Consider the following 23388-nt stretch of genomic DNA (forward strand, 5'->3'; position numbering starts at 1 on the left):
CTCTAATTGGTGCCGGCACTCTTCTTGGCCGGAGCTTTGGCAGCGGCTGCCTTGGTCGGCGACGTCTTGACTGCTGAAGTCTTGGCCGTCGATGCCACGCCTGCGCGCGCCTTGCTGGTGGATTCAGTTTTGGTTTTGGCCGCCTTCTTTGCGGCCGGTTTCTTCTTTGGCGCGGCGTCGTCGCCGCCCGCGGCCTTCGCTGCAGCCTTTTTGGCCTTGGCCGGCTTGGCAGCCTTCTTCGGTTTCTTGCCGCCGCCCTTGGCCGCACGCTCGTCGATCAGCGCGATCGCCTGCGCAATCGTCACCGTGTCCTTTTCGAACTCGGCCGGGATCGTCGCGTTGACGCCGCCTGCGGTGACATAGGCGCCGTAGCGTCCGCTCTTCACGGTGACGGTGCCGAGCGTCGGATGATCGCCGATCGCCTTGCCGGGATCGGCGCCGAAACGGCGGCTCGGGCCCTTGGCGACCTTTTCCGCGATCAGCGTCACAGCGCGATTGAGGCCGATGTCGAACACCTCGTCGCCGGCCTCGAGGCTGGCGTAGGTCTTCTCGTGCTTCACGAACGGCCCGAAGCGGCCGAGGCCTGCCGTGATTGGTTCACCAGTTTCCGGGTGCTTACCGATCTCGCGCGGCAGCGACAGCAGCTTCAGCGCAAGCTCGAGCTCGACATCACCGGGCGAAGTACCCTTCGGAATGCCTGCGCGCTTCGGCTTCTCGCCTTCTTCGTAATCCTTCTGCTCGCCGAGCTGGATGTAGGGCCCGAAGCGGCCGGCCTTGACCCAGACGTCGCGACCGGTGACGAGATCCTGGCCGAGCGAACGGTCGGCGGTGGTCTCGCTGTCGGCGGCAAGCTGACGGGTGTAGCGGCACTCCGGATAGTTCGAGCAGCCGACGAAGGCGCCGAACTTGCCGGCCTTCAGATTGAGCCGACCGTTGCCGCAGCTCGGGCACTGCCTGATGTCGCCGCCATCCGCGCGAGGCGGATAGATGTGCTGACCCAGCATGTCGTCGAGCACATCAAGCACCTGGGCTACGCGCAGATCCTTGATCTCGTCGACGGCGCCGATAAAGCCGGTCCAGAATTCCTTCAGCACCTGCTGCCAGGAGATCTCGTTGTTGGAGACGCGGTCGAGCTGCTCCTCCAGGTTGGCAGTGAAGTCGTACTCGACGTAGCGATTGAAGAAGCTCTCCAGGAACGCGACCACGACACGGCCCTTGTCCTCGCCGTGCAGGCGCTTCTTCTCGAGCTTGACGTAGCCGCGGTCCTTCAGCACCTGCAGGATCGAGGCATAGGTCGAGGGCCGGCCGATACCGAGCTCTTCCATGCGCTTGACCAGCGAGGCCTCGGAGAAGCGCGGCGGCGGCTCAGTGAAATGCTGGGTGACGGAGAGCGAGTTGCGCTTGATCGCCTCGCCCTGGCTCATCGCGGGCAGGCGGCGGGAATCTTCGTCCTCCTCGTCGTCGCGGCCTTCCTGGTAGAGCGCGAGGAAGCCGTCGAACTTGACGACCTGCCCGGTGGCGCGCAGTTCCAGCGTGCGACCGCCGGCCTTCGCCGTGATGTCGACGGTGGTGCGCTCGAGCTCGGCCGATTCCATCTGGCTCGCGATCGTGCGCTTCCAGATCAGCTCATAAAGGCGCGCCTGATCCGCATCCAGCTTGCGGCTCATGCTGTCGGGACGGCGCGACATGTCGGTCGGGCGGATGGCTTCGTGCGCTTCCTGGGCGTTCTTGGCCTTGGCCTGATACTGGCGGGGCGCATCCGGCACATAGGCGTTGCCGTGATCCTCGCCGATCACCTTGCGTGCCTGGGTGATCGCTTCGGGGGCGATCTGCACGCCGTCGGTACGCATATAAGTAATGAGTCCGGTGGTCTCGCCGCCGATGTCGATGCCTTCATAAAGGCGCTGTGCGATGCGCATCGTGTGCGCCGGGGCAAAGCCGTATTTGCGGCTGGCTTCCTGCTGCAGCGTCGAGGTCGTGAAGGGCGCCTGCGGATTGCGCCGTGCCGGCTTCGCGTCGACCGAGGTCACCGCATAGGTTGCCAGCTCCAGCGCCTTCTTGAAGTCTTCCGCTTCGGCGCCGGTGCCGATGTCGAGACGCTGGATCTTCTTGCCGTCGGCCCCGACCAAGCGCGCTTCGAAGGCGTCGCCGCGCGGCGTCAGCAGATTCGCGATCAGTGACCAATACTCGCGCGGCACGAACTTCTCGATCTCGAGCTCGCGGTCGCACACCAGACGCAGCGCCACCGACTGCACGCGGCCGGCCGAGCGGGCGCCCGGCAGCTTGCGCCACAGCACGGGGGAGAGGGTGAAGCCGACCAGATAGTCGAGGGCACGGCGCGCCATATAGGCGTCGACCAGCGCACCGTCGATCTCGCGCGGATGCTTCATCGCGTCCGTGACGGCTTGCTTGGTGATGGCGTTGAACACCACGCGCTCGATCTTCTGATCCTTGAGCGCGCGCTTCTCCTTCATCACCTCCAGCACGTGCCAGGAGATGGCCTCGCCCTCGCGATCAGGGTCGGTCGCCAGAATCAGGCGGTCGGCGCCCTTCAGGGACCTGGCGATATCGTTGAGCCGGCCGGCCGCCTTCGGGTCGACCTCCCAGATCATCTTGAAATTGGCGTCGGGATCGACGGAACCGTTCTTCGCGGGCAGGTCGCGGACATGGCCGAACGAGGCCAGAACCTCATAGGACGAGCCCAAATACTTGTTGATCGTCTTGGCTTTCGCCGGCGACTCCACAATGACGATATTCATGTAGTTCCAGTAACTTACGGGGAAATATTGGGCCGAAATCGACGAGATTCGCGTCGGCCCTTTCGACCCGAACATGGGTGGTGAGGCCCTCTCTGTCAAATCGAAGGGTGTTGAAAGCCCCCGGATTGGGAAAAGTTTCATATCGAGAAAGTTGCGAAATACCACCTTGGAGTTGTGGCTGGTGTCGGCGTAATGTTTCCGCGGGGCATGGATTCGGGTGGGGCTGGTGGCAAAGCCAGGAAAGAAACGGACGCGCGCCGCAACCGGCGTCCGGGGAGGCTCGCGCAACGAGGAACCAGGGGAGGGCGGCGTCGATGAGGCCGTCGCTTTCATCGCCGAACAGTCGGCCGCCCTGCGTAAGCTTGCCGAGCGGCATAAGCTCGATGTGCTGCACTACCTCCTGGGCATGACCAAGCTCGAGGCCGACGAGCACCTTCGGCTGCGGAGCAAGCGGAAGCTGTCATGAGGGATCCGTCATCCTGAGTGCGAGTGGCGCGATGCGGCACCTTGCGCCTCATGGCACGCACCTCAGGATGACGGAGTGGCAATTGAACGCGCTGCTCCATCCCCGTCATTGCAAGCGTAGCGAAGCAATCCAGAGTCTTTGCGCGGCGGCAGTCTGGATTGCTTCGCTACGCTTGCAATGACGGCGTGGTGGCAGTCCGCCGCGATCATGCCGACCGCCGGCGCGGCGCGGGCCGCGGCTTCAGCATCGTGTCGGCCGGACTGAGCAGCCGCCCATCCTCAGCGCGCATTTCAAGCTTCTTGACCGGGCGGCCTTTCGCGCGATCGACCAGGATGGTCGCAATCTGCTCCGGCGTGTCGTCAAACTCCTCGCTCCATTGGCGGAGCGCGACCAGGATCGGAAAAGTGCCGCGGCCCTTCGCGGTCAGCACATACTCGGAATAGGCGCTGCCGTCGGAGGCGGGGGCTGTCTCCAGGATGCCGTGGTCGACCATGGATCGCAGCCGCGCCGACAGGATGTTCTTGGCCATGCCGAGCTTGCTCTGATACTCGCCGAAGCGGCGCACGCCGAACAGCGCCTCGCGGATGATCAGCAGCGACCACCAGTCGCCGATCGCCTCCAGCGATCGCGCGATCGGGCAGGCATCGCCCTCAAAGCTCGTTCGTTTCACCATCGTCTTTGTCCTGTTCGCGTTCGCCCGATGTCGCCGCCGATCACGCGGATGTGTGGTTGCATCATAAAACCATATGCCCTAGATGGCAATCTAGTTTCATTATGAAACCACTGGAGACGAACATGAGACTTCAAGGCAAGACGGCACTGATTACCGGCGGCAACAGCGGCATTGGATTGGCAACGGCAAAGTTGTTCGTGGCCGAGGGCGCCAAAGTGATCATCACCGGGCGTAACAAGGAGACGTTGGAGGCGGCCGCGAAGGAGCTCGGTCCGAACGCCCTGGCGATTGCCGCCGATGCCACCGACATCGCCGCCACGGAGGCCGCGATCAAGACGGGCGCCGAAAAGTTCGGCAAGCTCGATATCGTGTTCGCCAATGCCGGCATCCCCGGTGGCACGCCGCTGGGATCGGCGACGCTCGAGGTGTTCGAGAAAGTCATCAGAACCAATCTCACCGGCGTGTTCTTCACGGTGCAATCGGCGCTGCCTTACATCAACGACAACGCCTCGATCATTCTCAACGGCTCGGTGATTTCAGTGCTCGGCATTCCCGGCTACTCGGCTTACGGCGCGGCGAAGGCCGGCGTGCGGGCGATGGCGCGGATCATGGCCTCGGAACTGTCGCCGCGCGGCATTCGCGTGAATGTCGTCGCGCCCGGCGCGATCCGCACGCCGATCTGGGGCGCGGCGATTGCAACACCCGAAGCGGAGAAGGCATTCGAGAAGCGTATCGGACTGTCGACGCCGCTCGGCCGGATTGGTGAACCAGATCACATTTCGAAGACGGTGCTGTTCCTCGCGTCGGATGATGCCGCGCATATTCAGGGACAGGAGATCTTCGTCGATGGCGGCGCGGTGGCCTCGCCGAGCGGCGCGCCGATCTATCGCTGATCATCAAGTGAGCGTAAAATTGAATCGGCCGACGCGGACTCCCATGGTTGCGTCGGCCGGTTCCCACATCTCGCGCGACGTAATTTCTGAACTTGCGTGGCGCGTTGAACCTTCGTACGCGTTGCCAAGACCCTTCTACGGGCAGGGGGTCAAAAGACTCATTTTAAAAGGAGTCCGTTATGCCGAAAGCAGCCCGCATTCTTTCGCCGATTTCAGCGCCGCGTATTTACACTGAGCGCTCCGCAGTTCCGGCCAAGCACTCCGAAATGTCGGAGTTCATCGGGGTCGCCATCTTCTCCGGCATCGGCCTGCTCATGTCACTCGTTGCCGTGATCCTGGGCGTACAGGGTTTCTGGTTTTAGCTTAGTCGATCTTTCAGCCGCCGCCGGGGTCCGGCAGCGGCCGTCGTCGGCGTCGTCTTACGCAGCACGCAAGCTTGTGGCCGCCTGGAGCGCGCCGGCCAGCGCCTTCTCGCGATGGTCAGGACCAACCTGGATGCCGTCGGCGACGATGAATTCAGGGTTCGTGATGCCCATGAAGGCGAACACGCCGCGCAGATAGCTCTCGAGATGCTCGAGCGAAGCGGCCGGTGTGCCCGGACCGTAATAGCCGCCCCGGGAGATCGCCACGATCACGCGCTTGCTGCCGGCCAGGCCCTGCGGGCCGTTCGCGTCATACTTGAAGGTCTTCCCCGCCACCAGCACACGATCGATCCAGGCCTTGAGCTGGCTCGGAATCGTAAAATTGTACATGGGCGCGCCGATCACGACGATGTCGGCATCGAGGAACTCATTCAGCACGGCTGCACTCGCTGCGAGATCGGGACCGAGTTCCGCCGGCGCGGGTGCTCCTTGAGCCGCCGCGAGGTGCGATCCGGAGAGATGGGCGAGCGGGGTCTGGGTCAGGTCGCGATAGATCAGGTCGAGCGACGGCGTCGCCTGCCTGAGACGGTCGACGACGGCGGCGGAAACCTGCCGGGAGACGGAGTGGGGGCCGAGGACGCTGGAGTCGATATGGAGGAGTTTCATTGGGGTCACCCATGGTATAGATTTGTAACCCGCACTACATGAGTGACCGTCAAATTCCCCGCAAGAACGCACTTTTTTGAGCCATGGGCACATCTTTGAAACCTGCACACACCGATTTGCCTGCTCGACGGGTGCCGGATCCCGATCATGCCGACTGCCGTGGCGTCGCCTCGGTTCTGTCGCGCGTCGGCGACAAATGGAGCGTGTTCGTCATCATGATGCTGAGCGACGGGCCGAAGCGCTTCAATGAGCTCAAGCGCATGATCAATGGCATCTCGCAGCGGATGCTGACACTGACGCTCCGCGGGCTCGAGCGTGACGGCCTCGTCACACGCACGATCTTTCCGACCATTCCGCCGCGCGTGGATTACGAGCTGACTGATCTCGGCCGTGGGCTGCAGCAGCCGGTGAAGGCGCTTGGTCAATGGGCGATGGACCATTTGATGCAGATTGAGACGGCACGCGCGCATTTCGACAAGCGCAACGACACCTAAAGCAGCGACACCAATCCGCCGCCGTGGCGTTCGAGCCGCCCTGCGAGCTCCAGCTCCAGCAGCACCGTGCGCACGATCGCAGGCGAGGCGCCGGACATCCGGACGAGATCGTCGATCGAGATCGGGGTCGGGCCGAGCAGGCCGGTGATCTGGTCGCGGTCGTGGCCCTGCGGATCGCTCTCGAACGGCTCGCTGTCGGGCTCGCTCATCGGATGCATCAACGGCCGTTCCATGATCGGCTGAACCGCATTGATGATGTCGGCAACCTCCGTGACGAGGGTCGCGCCCTGCTTGAGCAGATCGTTGGTGCCGGCTGCGCGCGGATCGAGCGGCGAGCCGGGAACGGCGAACACTTCGCGGCCCTGTTCGGCCGCCATGCGCGCGGTGATCAGCGAGCCCGAGCGATGCGCGGCCTCCACCACGACGACGCCGAGCGCGGCGCCGGAGATCAGCCGGTTGCGGCGGGGAAAGTCGCGGGCGCGCGGCTCATGACCGAGCGGCATTTCGGAGATCGCAGCGCCCTGGTGATCGAGGAGCGCGGTGAGCAGATCGCCATGCTCGGGCGGATAGATGCAGTCATGGCCGCCGGCGAGCACGGCGACCGTGCCGCTTGAAACGCTGGTGCGGTGGGCGGCCTGATCCACGCCGCGCGCAAGCCCCGAGATGATGATGAAGCCGGCCTCGCCAAGCTCGCGCGCGAGCTGACCGGCAAACTTCAAGCCCGCGCCGGAGGCATTGCGCGAACCGACGATGGCGATCATCGGCCGCATCAGCGTCGCGACGTCGCCACGCACCGCAAGCAGCGGCGGCGCATCGTCGAGCGTTGCGAGGCGTGCCGGATAGCCGTCCTCGCCGGGCGCGAGCCAGGCGATGCCGAATTTGCGGCTCGCGGCGAGTTCGGCCTTGGCTTCATCCACGCTGCAGATGCGGCCCGATCGTGACGCGCCGCCACGGCGCGCCAGATCCGGCAGCCGCTCCAGCGCAGCGCGCGCCGTGCCGAAATGATCGACCAGCGAGCGGAAGGTGCGCGGCCCGACATTGTCGGACCGGATCAGCCGCAGGCGGTCGATCCTATCAAGCTCGGTCAGCTCCACGCTGGGATTGATGGCGTCCACGGCGCCTCCTTGTGGGCGCAGCATGAAGCAACCTGAGGGCGTGGGCAACAGCTGCGTGCGCTTGCGCGGCCTCGCCCCGATGCTAAAAGCGATCCCAATAAGAAGGATTTTGCCATGATCTCACTCGCCGACCTCCAGCGCCGCATCGAAGCCGGGGAGCTTTCGCCCGATGCCGCCATTGCGCAATCGCACGCGGCGATCGAGGCCAGGGAGAAGGACGTTCGCGCCTTCGTCCGCCACGACAGATCCGCCAAGGCGCAGACCTCCGGTCCGCTGCGGGGCATTGCCGTCGGCATCAAGGACATCATCGACACTGCCGATATGCCGACCGAGATGGGCTCGGTTATCTATCGCGGCTGGCAGCCGCGCTCGGATGCGCCTGTCGTGATGATGCTGAAGCGGGCCGGCGCCACCATCATCGGCAAGACCACGACCACCGCGTTCGCCTCGCGTGATCCGACACCGACGCTCAATCCGCACAATCCTGGCCACACGCCTGGCGGTTCGTCCTCGGGCTCGGCTGCGGCCGTCGGCGCCGGCATGATCCCGCTCGCGCTGGGCACCCAGACCGGCGGCTCGGTGATCCGGCCTGCGGCCTATTGCGGCGCTGCCGCGATCAAGCCGTCGTTCCGCATGCTGCCGACGGTCGGCGTGAAGTGTTATTCGTGGGCGCTCGATACGGTCGGCCTGTTCGGATCGCGCGCGGAAGATCTCGCGCGCGGACTTCTGGGGATGACCGGTCGCACCGAGTTCTCCGGCATTGCGCCGGCCAAGTCGCCGCGCATCGGCGTTGTCAGACAGGAATTTGCCGAGGCTGTGGAGCCGGCGGCGGAAGAGGGATTGCTGGCTGCGATCAAGGCCGCTGAAAAGGCCGGCGCCAGCGTGCAGACCATCGACCTGCCGGCGGCGGTCAAGGAGGCCTGGCGCATCCATCCGATCATCCAGGACTTCGAGGCGCATCGGGCGCTCGCCTGGGAATTTGACGCGCGTCACGACGAGATCGCGCCGATGCTGCGCGCGAGCCTCGATGACACCGTCGGATTGACGCCGAAAGAATACGACGATGCCCGCCGGATCGCCCGCCGCGGCCGTCGCGAACTCGGCGAGTTGTTCGAGGGTTTCGATGTGCTGCTCACTTATTCCGCGCCCGGCACCGCGCCGGCCAAGGAGCTCGCCTCGACCGGTTCGCCTCGCTACAACCGTCTCTGGACACTGATGGGCAATCCTTGCGTCAATGTGCCGGTGATGAAGGTCGGTGGCCTGCCTGTTGGCGTGCAGGTGATCGCGCGCTTCGGCAATGATCCCGGCGCGCTCTCCGCGGCGTGGTTTTTGGAGAACGCGCTGGCGAAGTCAGGCTAGCGCGGGCTCGGCCGCGAGCAGGGTGCGTTGAGTCTCGGCGCCAGTTGCACCGAGCCAGCGCTCGGCGGCTGCGCGACCGCTTCGGTGCAGCGTGCGGATGAAGCCGCGGCCGAGATCGGTGGATGAGCGCTGCGCGAGGCCCTCGATCGAATCTTCCGCGGAGATCGTGGAAAGCCGCAGCGTCGGCACTGCGTGCGACTGCGCCCATGCGATCGCCGCGATCTCGGCCTTGAGCGCGGCGTTGGCGGCGATCTGGTCGAGGCGGCGATCGATCGCGGCGAGCGTGATCGGCACGTAATTGTCGCGCGCGGGCGTGACCTGGATCAGCAGCAGCCCGGCGGCCGTCGATTCCTGTGCCAACTTGATCAGCGGTGGATTGCCGCCGAAGCCGCCGTCCCAATAGGCCTCGCCGTCGATCTCGACGGCGCAGTGCACCAGTGGCGGGCAGGTCGAGGCGAGCGCGACATCCGGGGTGATCGCGTCATTGCCAAAAATCTGTTGCTCGCCGTCGCGGATCCGCGTCGCTGCGATCAGGAGCTTTGGACATTTGGCGTCGCGTAAGCCCGCGAAATTGATGTCGCGCGCCAGCGCCTGGCGCAGCGGATCGAGATCGAACGGATCGAACTGCCCCGAGCGCAGCGTCGGCCCGAACGCGACGGAGCTTCCCGCCGGCGAAAAGCCGCCGATCAGCATCAGCGAGCGGAACGAGGCCTCGTGCATCAGCCGGAGCCAGAAGCGGTTCAGCCGGCTGCGTGCGCCTTCGCGGCCGCCTTCGGCGAGGCCGCCGGCCAGGAGCAGCGCATTGATCGCGCCGGCGCTGGCGCCGCTGATCGCGTCGAACTCGATCTCAGGCTCTTCCAGCAATCGCTCCAGCACGCCCCAGGTGAAGGCGGCAAAAGTTCCGCCGCCCTGAAGAGCCAGCGACAGTTTTCGCGGCGGCCATTGAACGCTGCGTGCTGGCGCAGCGGTGGACGCGGGCGTTGATACGACCTCGACTGCTACAGGAGCTTGCATAACGGGGGGAGGCGGAGCAGGCGGGGCGGCGGGTGTCGGCGCGGGAGCGTCGGACCAGATGTTGGTCGTCAGCAACAGGCGGCTTGCCGCAGTGCCCTGCGCGCCACCATCCTCATGCGTGCCGTCAATCTTCTCGCTCATTCTGAGCAACCGCGTAACGCCGTTTCCGCTGTCAGGATGACAGGCATGGAACTCCTTCGCCACTCCCGCCCGTCAGTCGCACGGAAGTTGCGAACAGGATTTGGCATATAATGCGGAAGCCCTGCGGCGGTATCCGTACTTTTTCCGGCATCTTGTCTTGACGCGTTGTCTTGACGCGAACCGGTGTCCACTGCGCTCGAAAATGCGACTCAGGCCTTCTCGCCGATGCGGCCTTCTTTTCCGGCCTGCAACCGCTTGATGTTCTCGCGGTGCATATAGAACAGCAGCAGCGTCAGCACCGCGCACAGCGAGGCCAGCGCCGGGTGGCCGAACCACCACAGGAACAGCGGCGTGACGAAAGCCGCTACCAGCGCCGAGAGCGAGGAATAGCGGGAGGTGAAGGCGGTCGCCAGCCACAGCAGGCAGAACACGACGGCGCCTGGCCAGAACAGGCCGAGCAGGATGCCGATATAGACGGCAACGCCCTTGCCACCTCTGAACTTCAGCCAGACTGGGAAGAGATGGCCGAGGAACGCACCGAGGCCGGCCAGCATCGCGGCATTGGGACCGGCGATGTAGCCTGAAATCACCACCGCCGCGGTGCCCTTGAGCGCGTCGAGCAACAATGTCGCCGCGGCGAGGCCCTTGCGGCCGGTGCGCAGCACATTGGTGGCGCCGATATTGCCGGAGCCGATCGAGCGCAGATCCTGCGTGCCGGCGAGTTTGGTCAGCACCAGCCCGAATGGAATCGAGCCGAGCAAATAGCCGATGACGAAGGCCAGCGGCAGGAATGCATCAAGCCCCATGTCTGCAAATCCTTTGGCGTGAGCTCCACATGTCAGACATGCTCGAACACCGTTCGTCCGCCGACGATGGTCCTGATAGCGCGACCTGTAAAGCGGGCTTCGTCGAACGGCGTGTTCTTGCAGGGCGATTTGAGGTCGGCGGGATCGACCACCCAGGGAACATCAGGGTCGATCACGACGACGTCGGCCGGGCTGCCGACGCGCAGGGTTCCGCCTGGCAGGCCGAGCAGCTCGGCCGGTCGCGTCGACATCGCGCGGATCAGCGTCTTGAGACTGAGCTCGTCATTGTGAACCAGCCGCAGGCCCGCCGGCAGCATGGTCTCCAGACCGATCGCGCCCGGAGCTGCTTCCGCAAACGGCAGCCGCTTGACCTCGACGTCCTGCGGATTGTGGTCGGACATGATGACGTCGACGAGGCCGGAAGCCATCGCCTCGACCAGCGCGCGGCGATCGTCCTCGGTGCGCAGCGGCGGTGACAGTTTCAGGAACGAGCGGTAGGGGCCGATGTCGTTCTCGTTCAGCGCAAGATGGTTGATCGAGACCGAGGCACTGACGGCAAGGCCGGCATCGCGGGCGCGCTTCAGGATCTCGAGCGACTCGATGCAGGACAGCGACGCCGCGTGATAGCGGCCGCCGGTCAGCGCGACGAGGCGCATGTCGCGTTCAAGGATCACGGCCTCGGCGGCCTTCGGGATGCCCATCAGGCCGAGCCGCGAGGCGAACTCGCCTTCGTTCATCACGCCTTCGCCGACGAGGTCGCGATCCTCGGTGTAGTGGACGATCAGCGCGTCGAAATCGCGCGCGTAGGTCAGCGCGCGTCGCATCACCTGCGCATTGGTCACGCTCTTGTCGCTGTCGGTGAACGCGACGGCACCCGCGGCCTTGAGCAGGCCGAACTCGGTCATCTCCTCGCCGCGCATGCCCTTGGTCAGCGCCGCCATCGGCTGGATGTTGACGATCGCGGTGTCGCGCGCGCGGCGCATCACGAAATCGACGGTCGCGGAATTGTCGATGACAGGCGAGGTGTCGGGCTGGCAGATGATGGTGGTGATGCCGCCGGTCGCCGCCGCCTGGCTGGCGGAGGCAAACGTCTCGCGATGGCTGAAGCCGGGTTCGCCGACGAAGGCGCGCATGTCGATCAGGCCGGGTGCGACGATCTTGCCGGAGCAATTGACGACGTCGGTGCCTTCGGGGACGCCGGCCGCGCCTATGCCGCGGCGGGTCTCGCGGATGATGCCGTCAGCAATCAGGACGTCGCCGGGGCCGTCGAAATCCCTGCTGGGATCGACGACGCGGGCGTTGGCGAGCAGGATCGGGCGGCGGTCGGTCAGCATGGGCATCACGCGTTCGGCAGGTTGCGGGCGAGCGCTTCGAGCACGGCCATGCGCACGGCCACGCCCATCTCGACCTGTTCGCGGATCAGGGACTGCGCGCCGTCGGCAACCGCAGTGTCGATCTCGACGCCGCGGTTCATCGGGCCGGGATGCATCACGAGCGCGTCGGGCTTGGCGTAGCCGAGCTTCTTCTGATCGAGCCCGAAATAGTGGAAATATTCCGAGGTCGACGGCACGAAGGAGCCGTTCATGCGCTCGCGCTGGAGCCGCAGCATCATGACGATGTCGGCGCCGTTGAGCCCCTCGCGCATGTCGCGCGCGACCTCGACACCCATCCGCTCGATGCCGGGTGGCAGCAGCGTGGAGGGGCCGACGACGCGGACGCGGGCGCCCATGGTGTTGAGCAGGATGATGTTGGAGCGGGCGACACGCGAATGCAGCACGTCGCCGCAGATCGCGACCACGAGGCCCTCGATCCGGCCCTTGTTGCGGCGGATGGTGAGCGCGTCGAGCAGCGCCTGCGTCGGATGCTCATGTGCGCCGTCGCCGGCATTGATGACGGAACCGTCGACCTTGCGGGCCAGCAGTTCCACGGCGCCGGAGGCGTGATGGCGCATCACCAGGATGTCCGGGTGCATCGCATTGAGCGTCATCGCGGTGTCGATCAGCGTCTCGCCCTTCTTGATGGACGAGGAAGCGACCGACATGTTCATGACGTCCGCGCCGAGGCGCTTGCCGGCGAGCTCGAACGAGGACTGGGTTCGGGTGGAGGCCTCGAAGAAGAGGTTCACCTGCGTCCGTCCACGCAGGACGGTGCGCTTCTTGTCAACCTGGCGGTTGAGCTCGACATATTCTTCGGACAGGTCGAGGAGGCCGGTGATGTCGGCCGCGGAAAGGCCCTCGATGCCCAGCAGATGCCGGTGGCCGAGGACGAAGGTCGATTTTGATGTCATTAAAAGCAGAGCTATAGGGGGGGATGGCGGGGGGAGCAAGGGCCAATCGGGCGGAGGCGAGTTATCCCCTGATCTGTCGGTTTTGCCGCCGTGACGAGCTGTTTCCAAGCTCTCCGTCATGCCCGGGCTCGTCCCGGGCACGATCTTGCATGGCCGCAGCAAATTAGGCGTGGATGGCCGGGACAAGCCCGGCCATGACGATGGGGATGTTTCTCGTGAAATCAATTCGAATTGCGATTGCATTGATAACGACTGTTTCGGCCGCCCACGCCCAATCGCTCCCCGGCGGCTTCGTCTATCTGCGCGACGTCGATCCCACCATCATCCAGGACATCCGCTACGCCACCGCGAACAATTTCATCGGCCGTCCGCTCGCCGGCTATGGCGCAGGTGAATGCGTGGTGAAGCGCGAAGTCGGCCTGCGGTTGAAGGCTGTACAGCAGGAACTGGCGGCGCAGAACCTGTCGCTGAAGATGTTCGACTGCTACCGGCCGGCGCGCGCCTCGCTCGACATGGTGAGATGGTCGCAGAACGGCCACGAGAGCGCGGCCGATCGGCGCTACAATCCGCGGATCGCCAAGACCGAGCTGTTTCGCCTCGGGTATATCGCGAGCCGCTCGCAGCATTCCACCGGTGCGGCGCTCGACCTCACCTTGGTCGATCTCACGGCCGATAATTCCGCCAGGATCGATCCCGCAAAATCCTATGCCGATTGCACCGCGCCGGTCGAGGCGCGGTTGCCGGAGGGCAGCGTCGACATGGGCACCGGTTATGATTGCACGGATGCAAAGGGGCATACCGCAGCACCGTCGATTTCGCCGGATCAGCGCGCCTGGCGCAAGCGGCTGGTGGCGGCAATGGCGAAGCAAGGCTTTGTGAACTATTCGAAGGAGTGGTGGCATTTTTCCCTGCCGGGGGCGGGCGGGGCGGCCTATGATTTCCCGATCCAGCCGCGGCGGAACTGACCAACGAAAGCCTTTTGATGGACTCCCTCAATCCCGATCATCCGCCGCTGACCATGACGCCTGCGCCCCTGAGAATCTGGAAGTTCTGGGGCACGGCACTGTGGGGCTTGCTGATCTTCGTCGCGATGTTCGTCGGCCAGGTCGGGGCGATACTGGCGTTGGTGGCCATGCGCGGTTTGCCGCTCGACATGGCCTCGATTCAGATGGTCGGTCGCGAGCCGCAGGCGCTGGCGCTGTCGGTCATCATGGGACTGCCTGCGACGCTCGCGGCGGTGTGGCTGGCCATCCGCATCAAGAAGGCATCCTTCGTCGATTATCTGGCGCTGCGCTGGCCGTCCTGGCGGCAGCTGTTGCTCGGCGCTGCCGGCCTCATCCTGGTCGTGATGGCCTGGGAGGTGGTGTCGCGATCGCTCGGCCGTGAGGCGACACCGGGATTCATGACCGATCTGTTGAAATCCGGCCGCGACAAGGGCGCAGCGCTGTTGCTCCTGTTCGCCTTCAGCGTAGCGGCACCGATGTCGGAGGAGGTGCTCGCGCGCGGCTTCCTGTTTCGTGGCTGGTCGGCGAGCTTCCTGCGCGTGCCCGGCGCGATCATCCTGTCGTCGCTGGTGTGGACGGCGGTGCATCTGCAATACGATCTGTACTTCCTCGCCGAGGTCTTCTCGATCGGCCTCTGGTTCGGCTACATGCGCCACCGCGCCAATTCGCTCTGGCTCACCATCATGCTGCATGCGCTGAACAACATGACAGCGGTGGTGCTGACGATGTGGCTGGGGGAGTAGGGCCCCAGCAGGGGCATTCCGCGGGGGCGATCGCAATTGTCGGCCTGACAAGCCTCGGATATTAAGTAGAACTGTTTCCTACCTTCGCTGCGACGTTGTCGCGGAAAGCTTGCATGTCTGACCTTCAAAATGCCGTCCCTCCGGCAGCTGGTTCAGCGCCGGAGCCCCGGACGTGGGATTTCATGGAGACGTTGTTCGTCGCTTTGATCGCCTACGGCGTTCACATCGTTGCAGCCCAACTCATACTGACCGTCATCTTAAGTATACCGAGCGCGATGAACGGCCTGTCGTCCGACCAGATTGATGTCCTATGGAAGCAGCAAAATTGGCAAAGCGCTGGCAACGTTGCAGCGGCCCCCGCTGTGATCGCTGTTCTTTGGATCGCCATCCGAAAGGCGGGAAGGGGATTCACCGAGTATCTGGCTCTGAACTGGCCAAGCCCTCGCGAGACGATGATCGCCTTCGGCATCATGGTCGTCGTCTATTTCTTTGAAGGTCTGCTCACGGACCTCCTTGTTGGTACGTATCAGTCCAATACGACTGCCTATGCCGTGGGTGGCGGTGCTGGCGGGTTGCTGCTCATGCTGGTCGTGGGCTGCATTGTCGCGCCGGTCTTGGAGGAGTTGATTGTCCGAGGCTTTATATTTCGCGGGTGGTCTCAAACTTTTCTCGGGCCGATTGGGGCCATTGTGCTGACATCAATTCTATGGAGCATGGTTCACCCCTACGATTGGCTTGGGCGCTTAGACGTCTTCCTCACTGGACTTGCGCTTGGCTACTTTCGCTGGCGCTGGAATTCGACCTGGTTAGCAGTGATTATGCACTCCACGTACAATACGGTCATCTTCTTCTCGATCGGGCCTTACGTTTAGGACCCCGTCGCCACCAGCGCGATCGCGATCGGCATCGTGATCGCCGCCAAGATCGTTTGCAGCGTGATGATTTGCGCCAGCAGCGGCGCATCGCCGCCCATCTGGCGGGCCAGTACATAGGCGCTCGGCGAGGTCGGCACCGCCCCGCAGATTGCGACGATCGCAAGGTTGGTGCCCGTCAACCCGAACCAGGCGGCGAGTGCCAGCGCGAGCGCGGGCATCAGCGCCAGCTTGAACGCCACGCCTAGCGTTACGCCGAGGCTCGGGCGGAGCAAGCCCTTGAGCTGGAGGCCCGCGCCGGTGACGAGCAGGCCGATGGCCAACGAGGAGCGGCCGAGCGCATCCGCGACCTCGTGCCAGATCTTCGGCAGCGGCAAATGGATGACGTTGATGACGAGGCCGATGACGCAGGCCCAGATCAGGGGATTGCGGATTACCGTCATGGCGATGGCGCGTGCGGATTGCTTCTCGGGCGATGCGTATTGCGCCAGCACGGCGACGCTGAACACGTTGACCAGCGGGATGATCGCGATCATCGCGACGGAGGCCAGCGCCAGCCCGACGTCGCCGTACAAATTGGCGGAGACGGACAGCGCCACATAGGTCTGCCAGCGCGTCGCGCCCTGGAAGATCGAGGTGAAGGCGGGGCCGTCGATATCGAGGCGGGCGAGGGCAGGGCGCAGCGCGAGGCATAGCAGCGACATCGCCAGCGTCGACAGCAGCAGCGCACCACCAACACCGGCGATCGGAACTTTTGAAAGGTCCGCCTTCACCAGCGTCTGGATCAGCAGCATCGGGAACAACACGAAATAGGTCAGCCGCTCCAGCCCGTGCCATTGCGTGTCGAGCCGCATCAGGCTGCGCCGGAGCACCACGCCGAGCACGATGAGGATGAAGACCGGCAGCAGCGCCGCGATCACGACGGCCATGGATCAGTCCGTCCCCGGGCTGGCGCGAAGATTGGCGAGACGGTCGAGCGCACCCTGCAGGATGAAGATGGCCGCGTGCTCGTCGATTACCTCGGCGCGCTTGGCGCGGCTGACATCCATGCCGATCAACTCGCGCTCGACGGCCGCGGTCGAGAGGCGCTCGTCCCAGAGACCAATCGGAAGCGGGGTCAGATTGGCGAAATTACGGGCGAAGGCGCGGGTCGATTGCGCGCGCGGGCCTTCGCTGCCGTCCATGTTGATGGGCAGGCCGAGCACGAAGCCGACGACCCTGCGCTCCGTGGCGATGGCGAGCAGCCGCGCTGCGTCCTGCTTGAACTGCTTGCGCTGGATGGTTTCGACGCCGGTGGCGAGCCGTCGGTCCGGATTGGACACGGCAACGCCGATGGTTTTGGTGCCGAGGTCGAGCCCGATCAACCCGCCGCGTTCGGGCCAGTGGCTTGCAGCATCGACGAGGGGCAGGATAAGAGCCGGCATGGACTAGCGCATATCATGCGTCGCGCCGCCGAGTGAACCCTGAACAAGGGATGCACTGGCGCAATTCGACCTGCTGGTCGTTCCAACGAAGCATGGGCGCCGGTCCGCGGTGGGCTCCTGTCGAGAGCCTGCTAGAACGGCACCGAGGCGCGACCGCGCACCGACCACATCGTGAACTGGTCGGAACCGAGCCCGCCGACTTCACCACCGACCGACACTCTTGCCCCGTGAGCCATGGTCACGCCGAGCCCGCTCGTGACGCGCGCCGACCATCCCTGCAGGAACTGGGTCGGCAGCAGCAGCGGCGTAAGCGGCAGCGTGGCGTCATCGCTGTTGAAATAGTAGTCGCCATAGAAGCCGACATAGGGCGTTAGCGTCACGCCCGGACTGCACATCCAGGGATATGCGACCTTGGTGCCTGCACTGGCGCGGCCGTTCGAGAAACTGCGTTCGGTCTGCGCGATGCCCAGGCTGTCGGTATAGGCGTCTTCATGTTCCCACACCGCATAGATCCGCGCCGACGGTTCGATCTCGAAGCCCGCGGTCTTGTACATGCCGACCAGTGCCGCGGTGGCGATCCAGCGTTGCCCGGGAAAGGTCGCGGCCGCAGTCCCGGCGACGCCGTCATAGCTGATACCGGCGCGCGCCACGCTGGCATCGAAGCGCACGTCCTGCGCGATCCGCCAGCCCATGTATCCGCCGACCGTCCAGCCCTCGCCCTTGAGGCGGCCCGCCAGCAACTCCGACGTGTAGTCGAAATTCTCGTAGCCGCCGAAGGCGCCCACCAGGAGCGCCGGCGTGACTTTGTGGGAGATTCCGAATAGTGCGTTGATCTGACCGCCGCGAATGTCACCGGTCTGCACGCTCGTGCTCCAGTTGCTGCCACGTACGTCGGCCCAGGCGAGCCACTGCTTGGGTTCGGGGCGCGGCGAGGGGGCCTTGGTGACGCCGTCGCGGCCGGCATAACCCAGCGCTGCGAACGCGTCATTGACTTGCTGCTGCTTGGCATCGCTGATGCCTTGCTGCGGCTCCGCTGCAAAGTTGACATGGAAGCCGTTGTCGCTCGCGGTGATCGGCGAGCCGCCGTCGCTGAAGCCTTCGCCGATCGCCGCATCGACCGCCCCCGAGACTGCCGCGCCGGAGGTCTGCGACACGATCTTGGTGACTGCAATCTGCAGCGCCCGAAGTTTGATGCTGTCGGCCGGCACGTTGACGAGTTGTGCGAGGGCCGAGGACGTGCTTCCCGCGAAAGCTGCGTCGCCGCCATAAACTGCGGTAATCGAGTGGCTGCCCGTGCTGAGTGTGGCAACGACGAAAGTTGCCAGTCCGCCGCCGAGCGTTCCCGTGCCCAACACGCTGGCGCCGTCCTTGAAGGTGACCGTACCGGTCGCGCCTGCGCCCGAAACCGTCGCCGTGAACGTGACCGGCTCTCCGACCGAGCTCGGATTCTTCGACGAGACGAGGCTCGTGCTGGTCGCGGATGTACCGACTGTCAGCGTTGCGGTTGTCGCACTGCCGCTGCCCCCCTCGTTCGAGGTCACCGCGCTCGTCGTATTGATTTTGGCCCCTGCGGTCGCTCCAGTCACCGTGACGCTAAACAAGCACTGCGAGCTTGCGGCAATGGTAGCCCCCGTGAAGGTAATACCACCGGGTGCCGTCAGCGTGAGCGTGCCGCCGCAGACGCCCCCACTGGCATTCGGGACCGTTACCCCGGCCGGCAACGTGTCGGTGAAGCTCACCCCGGTGAGCGAGCTGCCCGCGTTGGGGTTGGTGATTGTGAACGCCAACGACGAGGTTCCGTTCACCGCGATCGTCGGCGGGGTGAATGAAGAGGTCATGCTCGGCGCCGACGGCGTGTTGACCGTCAGCGTTGCCGTCGTCGAATTGCCATTGCCGCCTTCGGTCGACGTCACCACGCTCGTCGTGTTGAGCTTGGTGCCCGCGGTCGTCCCGGTCACCGTCACGCTGAACGAACACTGCGCGCTCGCTGCGATGGTGGCCCCTGTGATCGAAATACTGCCGGGAGCGGTCAGCGTGACCGTTCCGCCGCAGACGGCCGCACTCGCATTCGGGACCGTCACCCCGGCCGGCAAAGTGTTGGTGAAGCTCACACCGGTGAGTGAGCTGCCCGCATTGGGGTTCGTGATCGTGAACGACAACGACGAAGTTGCGTTCACTGCAATCGTCGTCGGGCTGAATGAAGAGGCGATGCTCGGCGCCGACGGCGTGTTGACCGTCAGGATTGCAGTCGTGGAATTGCCGCTGCCGCCTTCGTTCGAGTTCACCACGCTTGTGGTGTTGACCTTGGTGCCCGCGGTTGTCCCGGTTGTCGTGACGCTGAATACGCACTGGCCGCTCGCCGCGATGGTGGCCCCTGTCATTGTAATGCTGCCGGGAGCGGTCAATGTGACTGTCCCGCCGCAGATGGTCGCACTCGCATTCGGGACCGTTAGACCGGCAGGCAACGTGTTGGTGAAGCCCACTCCGGTGATCGACGTGCCCGCATCGGTGTTGGTGATCGTGAACGTCAACTGCGCGGTGCCGTTGACCAGGATCGTCGTCGGGTTGAACGATGAGGCGATGCTGGGAGGTGAGGCAGCCAGGGCGGGGGATGCATATCCGGTGACCAGCGTGCACAAGGTCGTGACGACCAAGACAATTCGCCGCGACACCGTAAGCCACGTTCCAAGCATGACAGCCCCTCTTACCTGTAGAATCAGGTTACTTGGAATCCGCAACAGGCGGCAATCCACCAGACATCATCCGGTACAATCTTCGCGTGCCTGTTGCCGTGTGGCCACGTGAGCGAGCGGCGCCGGCACGGTTCACGTGCGGGGTGCAAAGAACGATGGACGTCCTGACGCTATTCGGGCTGTTTGCCGTGACTGCGATGCTGGTCTGCTATGCCTTCGAGGACCGCAGCCACTGGTTCGTGCTGCTGTTCGCGGCGTCGTGCGCGCTCGGCTCGGCCTACGGCTTCCTGCAGGGGGCCTGGCCGTTCGGTCTCGTGGAGGCGATCTGGGCCTTCGTCGCGCTGCGACGGTGGTGGATCAGGCCGCGATGATTTCGGTGTCCTTGGTCAGGCACGACAGGAAGCTGCTCAACGCGCTGGTTTGATGGCCGGCGCGGCGCTGGATGAAGAGCGTCTCGACGCGGGCATGCGACGGGCTCAGCGCGTGCATGGCCACGCTGCCGTTCATCGCACAACGCTCGACGACGGCGCGGGGCAGCAGCGTCACGCCCATGTCTACGGCGACACAGCCGATCATGCCGTCGAGCGTGCCGAGTTCGAAGCGCGCGGCCGACGGCCAGCCGAATTCAACGAAGATCTGCTCGAGGCGCTGGCGGTAGGTGCAGCCGGTCCGGAACACCAGCGCGGTCGGGCCTGACTCGGGCGTGCCGGCGCGCAGCTCGGCCAGCGAGGCCCAGCGCCGCGCGCTGACCAGCACCAGCTCTTCGCGGAATGCGCTTGTTACGGTGAGGTCGGCATGCGCAATGGGGCCGGCGACGAAGGCGCCGTCGAGCGTGCCTTCGAGGACGCCGGCGACGAGATCGGCAGTCGGCGACGTGCGCAGACTGAGGCGCACCGCGGGAAAGCGGCGGTGAAAATCCGCGAGCAGCGGCGGCAGGCGCACCGCCGCCGTGGTCTCCATCGAGCCGATCGACAGCGGTCCCTTCGGTTCGCCATCGTCTCGCGCCGCGAGCACGGCCTCGCGCGACAGTGCAGCCATCCGCTGCGCGTAGGGGAGGAGACGTTTGCCGGCGCCTGTCAGCGCCATGCCGCGGCTGTGACGCTCGAACAACGGCGTGCCGATCTCGGCTTCCAGCGCCTTGATGCGCTGGGTGACATTCGACTGCACCGTGTTGAGCTCTTCGGCGGCGCGGGTAATGCCACCGGTCCGGGCGACCTCGGCAAAGGTCTGGATGTCACTCAGTTCCATGGCGTCGTTTCACTTTTGTGATGGCTGCGTTCGCAACAATTCATTTTTCGAGAATGCTAGTTGCGCCTAATGTTTCTGTCCAGAGTGGGAGACTCCATGCCGATCACCACGCCACTGACGGAGCTTCTCGGGATCCGGCATCCGATCCTGTCGGCGCCAATGGACACGATCGCCGGCACCCGGCTGACGCGCGCCGTCAGCGAGGCCGGCGGCTTCGGCATCCTCGGCGGTGGCTATGGCGACCGGACCCGGCTTCAGGCTGAGGCCGTGGAGTTGAAGGGCTTTGCGCCGTTCGGGATCGGCTTCATCACCTGGAGCCTGGCAAAGCAGCCCGAGCTTCTCGACATCGCGCTCGATGCGCGCCCGCAGGCCGTCATGCTGTCGTTCGGCGATCCCGCGCCGTTCGCGCCGCGGATCAAGGCGGGCGGCGCGCGGCTGATCTGCCAGGTGCAGAGCGAGGACATGGCGAAGCAGGCGCTCGATGCCGGTGCGGAGATCTTGATCGCGCAGGGGACAGAGGCGGGCGGTCACGGCGCATCGCGCACCACGGTCGATATCGTGCCAGCGATCGTCGATCTCGCGGCAGGACGTGTGCCTGTCGTCGCGGCCGGCGGCATCGCCGATGGCCGAGGCCTTGCGGCAATGATGATGCTGGGGGCATCCGGCGTGCTGATCGGCACGCGCTTCTATGCGAGCGTCGAGGCCAATGGCGCCGATGCAGCCAAGGAGCGCATTCGCAACGCGGATCCAAACGACACGGCGCGCGGTGTCATCGTCGACTGGTCGCGGAGCCTGTTCTGGCCGGCGCCGTTCACGGCGCGAACGCTGGTCAACGACCATATCAGGCGCTGGACCGGCCGCGAGGTCGAGCTGATGCAGCGCGCAGCCGAGGTTTCCGTCGAATATGCCGCGGCAAGAATGGCGGGCGATTACGAAACCGCAGCCGTCTTTGCAGGTGAGGCGGTCGGCCTGATCCATGATATTCCCCCGGCGGCCGAGATCGTCGAACGGATTGCGTCCGAGGCCGAGCAGTTGCTGGCTGGCCGGCGCAACTCGGTGCGAATTGTTCTTCCTTCTCCCCTTGTGGGAGAAGGTGGCGCGTAGCGCCGGATGAGGGGTTTTGTCCGCGGGGAATGAAATCAAATCCGGAGAGGTCTTTTTCCGCGGAGAGGGACCCCTCACCCGACTTCGCTTCGCGAAGCCACCCTCTCCCACAAGGGGAGAGGGTAAGAACGAGAGAGACACACCATGTGGCCTGACCGTCGACTGATCGATCTCTTCAAGACCGAGTTCCCCATCGTGCTGGCGCCGATGGCCGGGGTGATGGATGCGGAGCTGGTGATCGCCGTGGCTCAGGGTGGCGGACTTGGCTCGTTGCCGAGTGCGATGCTGTCGCCGGAGAAGGCGCGCGAGCAGGTCAACATCATCCGCCAGCGGGTGAAGGCGCCGGTGAACATGAACTTCTTCTGCCACACGCCGGTCGAGCTCACGGCCGAAGCGGAAGCGCGCTGGAAGCAGCGGCTCGCTGGTTATTACACCGAGCAGGGCCTCGATCCTTCAGCGCCCATCAATGCGGCGAACCGCGCGCCATTCGACGCTTCCTTCTGCGAGGTCGTCGAGGAGCTGAAGCCGGAGGTCGTCAGCTTCCATTTCGGCCTGCCGGAGCCTGCGCTGCTCAAGCGCGTCAAGGCGACTGGCTGCCTCGTCATCTCGTCCGCGACAACGGTGAAGGAAGCGGTCTGGCTGGAAGAGCGCGGCGTTGATGCCGTCATCGCGCAGGGCGCCGAAGCGGGCGGTCACCGCGCCATGTTCCTGACCGACAAGATTGCGGAGCAGCCCGGCACCTTTGCGCTGGTGCCGCAGGTTGCCGATGCCGTGAAGGTGCCTGTCATCGCGGCGGGCGGCATCGCGGACGGGCGTGGCATCGCAGCCGCATTCGCGCTCGGTGCCTCCGGCGTTCAGATCGGCAGCGCCTATCTGCGCTGTCCGGAGTCCAAGGTCAGCGCGGGCGGACGCAAGGCGCTCGCCGAGGCGCGGGACGAGTCCACCGTCATCACCAATGTCATGACCGGCCGCCCGGCGCGCGGTATCCAGAACCGCCTGATGCGGGAGGCCGGCCCGGTCTCACCGGACGCGCCGCCGTTTCCCCATGCCGCGACTGCGCTCGGACCGTTGAAGGCGGCGGCCGAAAAGCAGGGCAGGGTGGATTTCACCAATCTCTGGGCCGGACAGGCGGTGGCCCTGGGCCGCGAGGTCCCCGCGGCCGAATTGACCCGGGATTTCGCCAAATCGGCGCTGGCCCGCATGAAAGCGCTGGCCGGCTAGGCCCGCCACGCCGGTTGCGGCGCAAAACCGGCCTCTGCTATACG

Annotated in this window: 23 protein-coding genes; 11 read left to right on the forward strand and 12 right to left on the reverse strand. The window is 65.0% G+C overall.

Annotated features, from left to right (window positions below; translation table 11 throughout):
* Positions 1-2: 2 nt before the first annotated feature.
* Positions 3-2759: a type I DNA topoisomerase gene (gene topA, locus JQ631_RS07515; RefSeq protein ID WP_212325152.1), complete on the reverse strand. Its 2757-nt coding sequence runs from the start codon at positions 2757-2759 to the stop codon at positions 3-5.
* 226 nt (positions 2760-2985) lie between these two features.
* On the opposite strand from topA, the gene JQ631_RS07520 reads away from it, so the two are divergent.
* Positions 2986-3225 carry a hypothetical protein gene (locus JQ631_RS07520; RefSeq protein WP_212325154.1) on the forward strand — a complete coding sequence of 80 codons (240 nt, stop codon included), beginning with the start codon at positions 2986-2988 and terminating at the stop codon, positions 3223-3225.
* A gap of 205 nt (positions 3226-3430) precedes the next feature.
* Here JQ631_RS07520 and JQ631_RS07525 read toward each other — a convergent pair whose 3' ends face one another.
* The gene (locus JQ631_RS07525; RefSeq protein ID WP_212325155.1) at positions 3431-3898 is read right to left on the reverse strand and encodes a winged helix-turn-helix transcriptional regulator; all 468 of its coding nucleotides are present in this window, start codon (positions 3896-3898) and stop codon (positions 3431-3433) included.
* Positions 3899-4020: 122 nt separating this feature from the next.
* Here JQ631_RS07525 and JQ631_RS07530 point away from each other — a divergent pair, with 122 nt between their 5' ends.
* Complete coding sequence (locus JQ631_RS07530) at positions 4021-4791, forward strand: glucose 1-dehydrogenase (RefSeq protein ID WP_212325156.1); 771 nt, start codon at positions 4021-4023, stop codon at positions 4789-4791.
* Between the two features lie 179 nt (positions 4792-4970).
* On the forward strand, positions 4971-5153 hold the full coding sequence (locus JQ631_RS07535; protein ID WP_212325157.1) for a hypothetical protein: 183 nt from the start codon (positions 4971-4973) through the stop codon (positions 5151-5153).
* A gap of 57 nt (positions 5154-5210) precedes the next feature.
* Here the strand turns inward: JQ631_RS07535 and JQ631_RS07540 are convergent, their stop codons facing one another.
* Positions 5211-5819 (reverse strand): FMN-dependent NADH-azoreductase, encoded by a 609-nt coding sequence (locus tag JQ631_RS07540; RefSeq protein ID WP_212325158.1) that lies wholly within the window; start codon positions 5817-5819, stop codon positions 5211-5213.
* Between the two features lie 83 nt (positions 5820-5902).
* Between JQ631_RS07540 and JQ631_RS07545 the strand changes: the two genes are divergently transcribed.
* On the forward strand, positions 5903-6313 hold the full coding sequence (locus JQ631_RS07545) for a winged helix-turn-helix transcriptional regulator (RefSeq protein ID WP_212325159.1): 411 nt from the start codon (positions 5903-5905) through the stop codon (positions 6311-6313).
* On the opposite strand, the gene dprA is transcribed toward JQ631_RS07545, so the two are convergent.
* Positions 6310-7452 (reverse strand): DNA-processing protein DprA, encoded by a 1143-nt coding sequence (gene dprA, locus JQ631_RS07550; RefSeq protein WP_212325161.1) that lies wholly within the window; start codon positions 7450-7452, stop codon positions 6310-6312. The genes JQ631_RS07545 and dprA overlap by 4 nt on opposite strands.
* 90 nt (positions 7453-7542) lie before the next feature.
* Between dprA and JQ631_RS07555 the strand changes: the two genes are divergently transcribed.
* Positions 7543-8787, forward strand: coding sequence for an amidase (locus JQ631_RS07555; RefSeq protein ID WP_212325163.1), 1245 nt, complete (start codon positions 7543-7545; stop codon positions 8785-8787).
* Here the strand turns inward: JQ631_RS07555 and JQ631_RS07560 are convergent.
* From JQ631_RS07560 to JQ631_RS07575, 4 genes are all read right to left on the reverse strand, one after another.
* The gene (locus JQ631_RS07560; protein ID WP_212325165.1) at positions 8779-9942 is read right to left on the reverse strand and encodes a patatin-like phospholipase family protein; all 1164 of its coding nucleotides are present in this window, start codon (positions 9940-9942) and stop codon (positions 8779-8781) included. The two genes, JQ631_RS07555 and JQ631_RS07560, sit on opposite strands and share 9 nt — an antisense overlap.
* A 209-nt stretch (positions 9943-10151) precedes the next feature.
* Complete coding sequence (gene plsY, locus JQ631_RS07565; RefSeq protein WP_212325167.1) at positions 10152-10748, reverse strand: glycerol-3-phosphate 1-O-acyltransferase PlsY; 597 nt, start codon at positions 10746-10748, stop codon at positions 10152-10154.
* Between the two features lie 32 nt (positions 10749-10780).
* Positions 10781-12082 (reverse strand): dihydroorotase, encoded by a 1302-nt coding sequence (locus JQ631_RS07570; protein ID WP_212328527.1) that lies wholly within the window; start codon positions 12080-12082, stop codon positions 10781-10783.
* A 5-nt stretch (positions 12083-12087) separates the two neighbouring features.
* Positions 12088-13035 carry an aspartate carbamoyltransferase catalytic subunit gene (locus JQ631_RS07575; protein WP_212301079.1) on the reverse strand — a complete coding sequence of 316 codons (948 nt, stop codon included), beginning with the start codon at positions 13033-13035 and terminating at the stop codon, positions 12088-12090.
* Between the two features lie 206 nt (positions 13036-13241).
* Here JQ631_RS07575 and JQ631_RS07580 point away from each other — a divergent pair, with 206 nt between their 5' ends.
* The 3 genes from JQ631_RS07580 (at position 13242) to JQ631_RS07590 (ending at position 15654) form a co-directional block, all read left to right on the forward strand.
* A complete protein-coding gene (locus JQ631_RS07580; RefSeq protein WP_212328528.1) occupies positions 13242-14000 on the forward strand; it encodes a M15 family metallopeptidase in 759 nt (252 codons plus the stop codon).
* Positions 14001-14017: 17 nt separating this feature from the next.
* Positions 14018-14782, forward strand: a complete 765-nt coding sequence (locus JQ631_RS07585) for a CPBP family intramembrane glutamic endopeptidase (protein WP_212325169.1) — start codon at positions 14018-14020, stop codon at positions 14780-14782.
* Positions 14783-14895: 113 nt separating this feature from the next.
* A complete protein-coding gene (locus JQ631_RS07590; RefSeq protein ID WP_212325171.1) occupies positions 14896-15654 on the forward strand; it encodes a CPBP family intramembrane glutamic endopeptidase in 759 nt (252 codons plus the stop codon).
* Here the strand turns inward: JQ631_RS07590 and JQ631_RS07595 are convergent.
* The 3 genes from JQ631_RS07595 to JQ631_RS07605 form a co-directional block, all read right to left on the reverse strand.
* Positions 15651-16583, reverse strand: coding sequence for an AEC family transporter (locus JQ631_RS07595; RefSeq protein WP_212325173.1), 933 nt, complete (start codon positions 16581-16583; stop codon positions 15651-15653). The two genes, JQ631_RS07590 and JQ631_RS07595, sit on opposite strands and share 4 nt — an antisense overlap.
* 3 nt (positions 16584-16586) lie before the next feature.
* On the reverse strand, positions 16587-17078 hold the full coding sequence (gene ruvX / locus JQ631_RS07600) for a Holliday junction resolvase RuvX (protein WP_212325174.1): 492 nt from the start codon (positions 17076-17078) through the stop codon (positions 16587-16589).
* A gap of 131 nt (positions 17079-17209) precedes the next feature.
* Positions 17210-19771 carry an autotransporter outer membrane beta-barrel domain-containing protein gene (locus JQ631_RS07605; RefSeq protein ID WP_349644961.1) on the reverse strand — a complete coding sequence of 854 codons (2562 nt, stop codon included), beginning with the start codon at positions 19769-19771 and terminating at the stop codon, positions 17210-17212.
* 155 nt (positions 19772-19926) lie between these two features.
* Between JQ631_RS07605 and JQ631_RS07615 the strand changes: the two genes are divergently transcribed.
* Entirely contained in the window at positions 19927-20142 is a 216-nt protein-coding gene (locus tag JQ631_RS07615; protein ID WP_212325177.1) for a hypothetical protein, read from the forward strand.
* Here JQ631_RS07615 and JQ631_RS07620 read toward each other — a convergent pair.
* A complete protein-coding gene (locus tag JQ631_RS07620; protein ID WP_212325178.1) occupies positions 20129-21019 on the reverse strand; it encodes a LysR family transcriptional regulator in 891 nt (296 codons plus the stop codon). The two genes, JQ631_RS07615 and JQ631_RS07620, sit on opposite strands and share 14 nt — an antisense overlap.
* A gap of 96 nt (positions 21020-21115) precedes the next feature.
* Between JQ631_RS07620 and JQ631_RS07625 the strand changes: the two genes are divergently transcribed.
* Together JQ631_RS07625 and JQ631_RS07630 are read left to right on the forward strand one after the other, a co-directional pair.
* Positions 21116-22123: an NAD(P)H-dependent flavin oxidoreductase gene (locus JQ631_RS07625; RefSeq protein ID WP_212325179.1), complete on the forward strand. Its 1008-nt coding sequence runs from the start codon at positions 21116-21118 to the stop codon at positions 22121-22123.
* Between the two features lie 144 nt (positions 22124-22267).
* Entirely contained in the window at positions 22268-23344 is a 1077-nt protein-coding gene (locus tag JQ631_RS07630) for an NAD(P)H-dependent flavin oxidoreductase (protein ID WP_212325181.1), read from the forward strand.
* Positions 23345-23388: the final 44 nt, after the last annotated feature.

It is taken from the genome of Bradyrhizobium manausense (assembly GCF_018131105.1).
Lineage (GTDB): Bacteria > Pseudomonadota > Alphaproteobacteria > Rhizobiales > Xanthobacteraceae > Bradyrhizobium > Bradyrhizobium manausense_B.

What these genes read in the sequence shown, in the direction of transcription:
- topA (WP_212325152.1), bottom strand. Translation starts at nt 2,759, where the DNA reads ATGAATATCGTCATTGTGGAGTCGCCGGCGAAAGCCAAGACGATCAAC.
- JQ631_RS07525 (WP_212325155.1), bottom strand. Translation starts at nt 3,898, where the DNA reads ATGGTGAAACGAACGAGCTTTGAGGGCGATGCCTGCCCGATCGCGCGA.
- JQ631_RS07530 (WP_212325156.1), top strand. Translation starts at nt 4,021, where the DNA reads ATGAGACTTCAAGGCAAGACGGCACTGATTACCGGCGGCAACAGCGGC.
- JQ631_RS07535 (WP_212325157.1), top strand. Translation starts at nt 4,971, where the DNA reads ATGCCGAAAGCAGCCCGCATTCTTTCGCCGATTTCAGCGCCGCGTATT.
- JQ631_RS07540 (WP_212325158.1), bottom strand. Translation starts at nt 5,819, where the DNA reads ATGAAACTCCTCCATATCGACTCCAGCGTCCTCGGCCCCCACTCCGTC.
- JQ631_RS07545 (WP_212325159.1), top strand. Translation starts at nt 5,903, where the DNA reads ATGGGCACATCTTTGAAACCTGCACACACCGATTTGCCTGCTCGACGG.
- dprA (WP_212325161.1), bottom strand. Translation starts at nt 7,452, where the DNA reads ATGCTGCGCCCACAAGGAGGCGCCGTGGACGCCATCAATCCCAGCGTG.
- JQ631_RS07555 (WP_212325163.1), top strand. Translation starts at nt 7,543, where the DNA reads ATGATCTCACTCGCCGACCTCCAGCGCCGCATCGAAGCCGGGGAGCTT.
- JQ631_RS07560 (WP_212325165.1), bottom strand. Translation starts at nt 9,942, where the DNA reads ATGAGCGAGAAGATTGACGGCACGCATGAGGATGGTGGCGCGCAGGGC.
- plsY (WP_212325167.1), bottom strand. Translation starts at nt 10,748, where the DNA reads ATGGGGCTTGATGCATTCCTGCCGCTGGCCTTCGTCATCGGCTATTTG.
- JQ631_RS07570 (WP_212328527.1), bottom strand. Translation starts at nt 12,082, where the DNA reads ATGCTGACCGACCGCCGCCCGATCCTGCTCGCCAACGCCCGCGTCGTC.
- JQ631_RS07575 (WP_212301079.1), bottom strand. Translation starts at nt 13,035, where the DNA reads ATGACATCAAAATCGACCTTCGTCCTCGGCCACCGGCATCTGCTGGGC.
- JQ631_RS07580 (WP_212328528.1), top strand. Translation starts at nt 13,242, where the DNA reads ATGTTTCTCGTGAAATCAATTCGAATTGCGATTGCATTGATAACGACT.
- JQ631_RS07585 (WP_212325169.1), top strand. Translation starts at nt 14,018, where the DNA reads ATGGACTCCCTCAATCCCGATCATCCGCCGCTGACCATGACGCCTGCG.
- JQ631_RS07590 (WP_212325171.1), top strand. Translation starts at nt 14,896, where the DNA reads ATGTCTGACCTTCAAAATGCCGTCCCTCCGGCAGCTGGTTCAGCGCCG.
- JQ631_RS07595 (WP_212325173.1), bottom strand. Translation starts at nt 16,583, where the DNA reads ATGGCCGTCGTGATCGCGGCGCTGCTGCCGGTCTTCATCCTCATCGTG.
- ruvX (WP_212325174.1), bottom strand. Translation starts at nt 17,078, where the DNA reads ATGCCGGCTCTTATCCTGCCCCTCGTCGATGCTGCAAGCCACTGGCCC.
- JQ631_RS07605 (WP_349644961.1), bottom strand. Translation starts at nt 19,771, where the DNA reads ATGCTTGGAACGTGGCTTACGGTGTCGCGGCGAATTGTCTTGGTCGTC.
- JQ631_RS07615 (WP_212325177.1), top strand. Translation starts at nt 19,927, where the DNA reads ATGGACGTCCTGACGCTATTCGGGCTGTTTGCCGTGACTGCGATGCTG.
- JQ631_RS07620 (WP_212325178.1), bottom strand. Translation starts at nt 21,019, where the DNA reads ATGGAACTGAGTGACATCCAGACCTTTGCCGAGGTCGCCCGGACCGGT.
- JQ631_RS07625 (WP_212325179.1), top strand. Translation starts at nt 21,116, where the DNA reads ATGCCGATCACCACGCCACTGACGGAGCTTCTCGGGATCCGGCATCCG.
- JQ631_RS07630 (WP_212325181.1), top strand. Translation starts at nt 22,268, where the DNA reads ATGTGGCCTGACCGTCGACTGATCGATCTCTTCAAGACCGAGTTCCCC.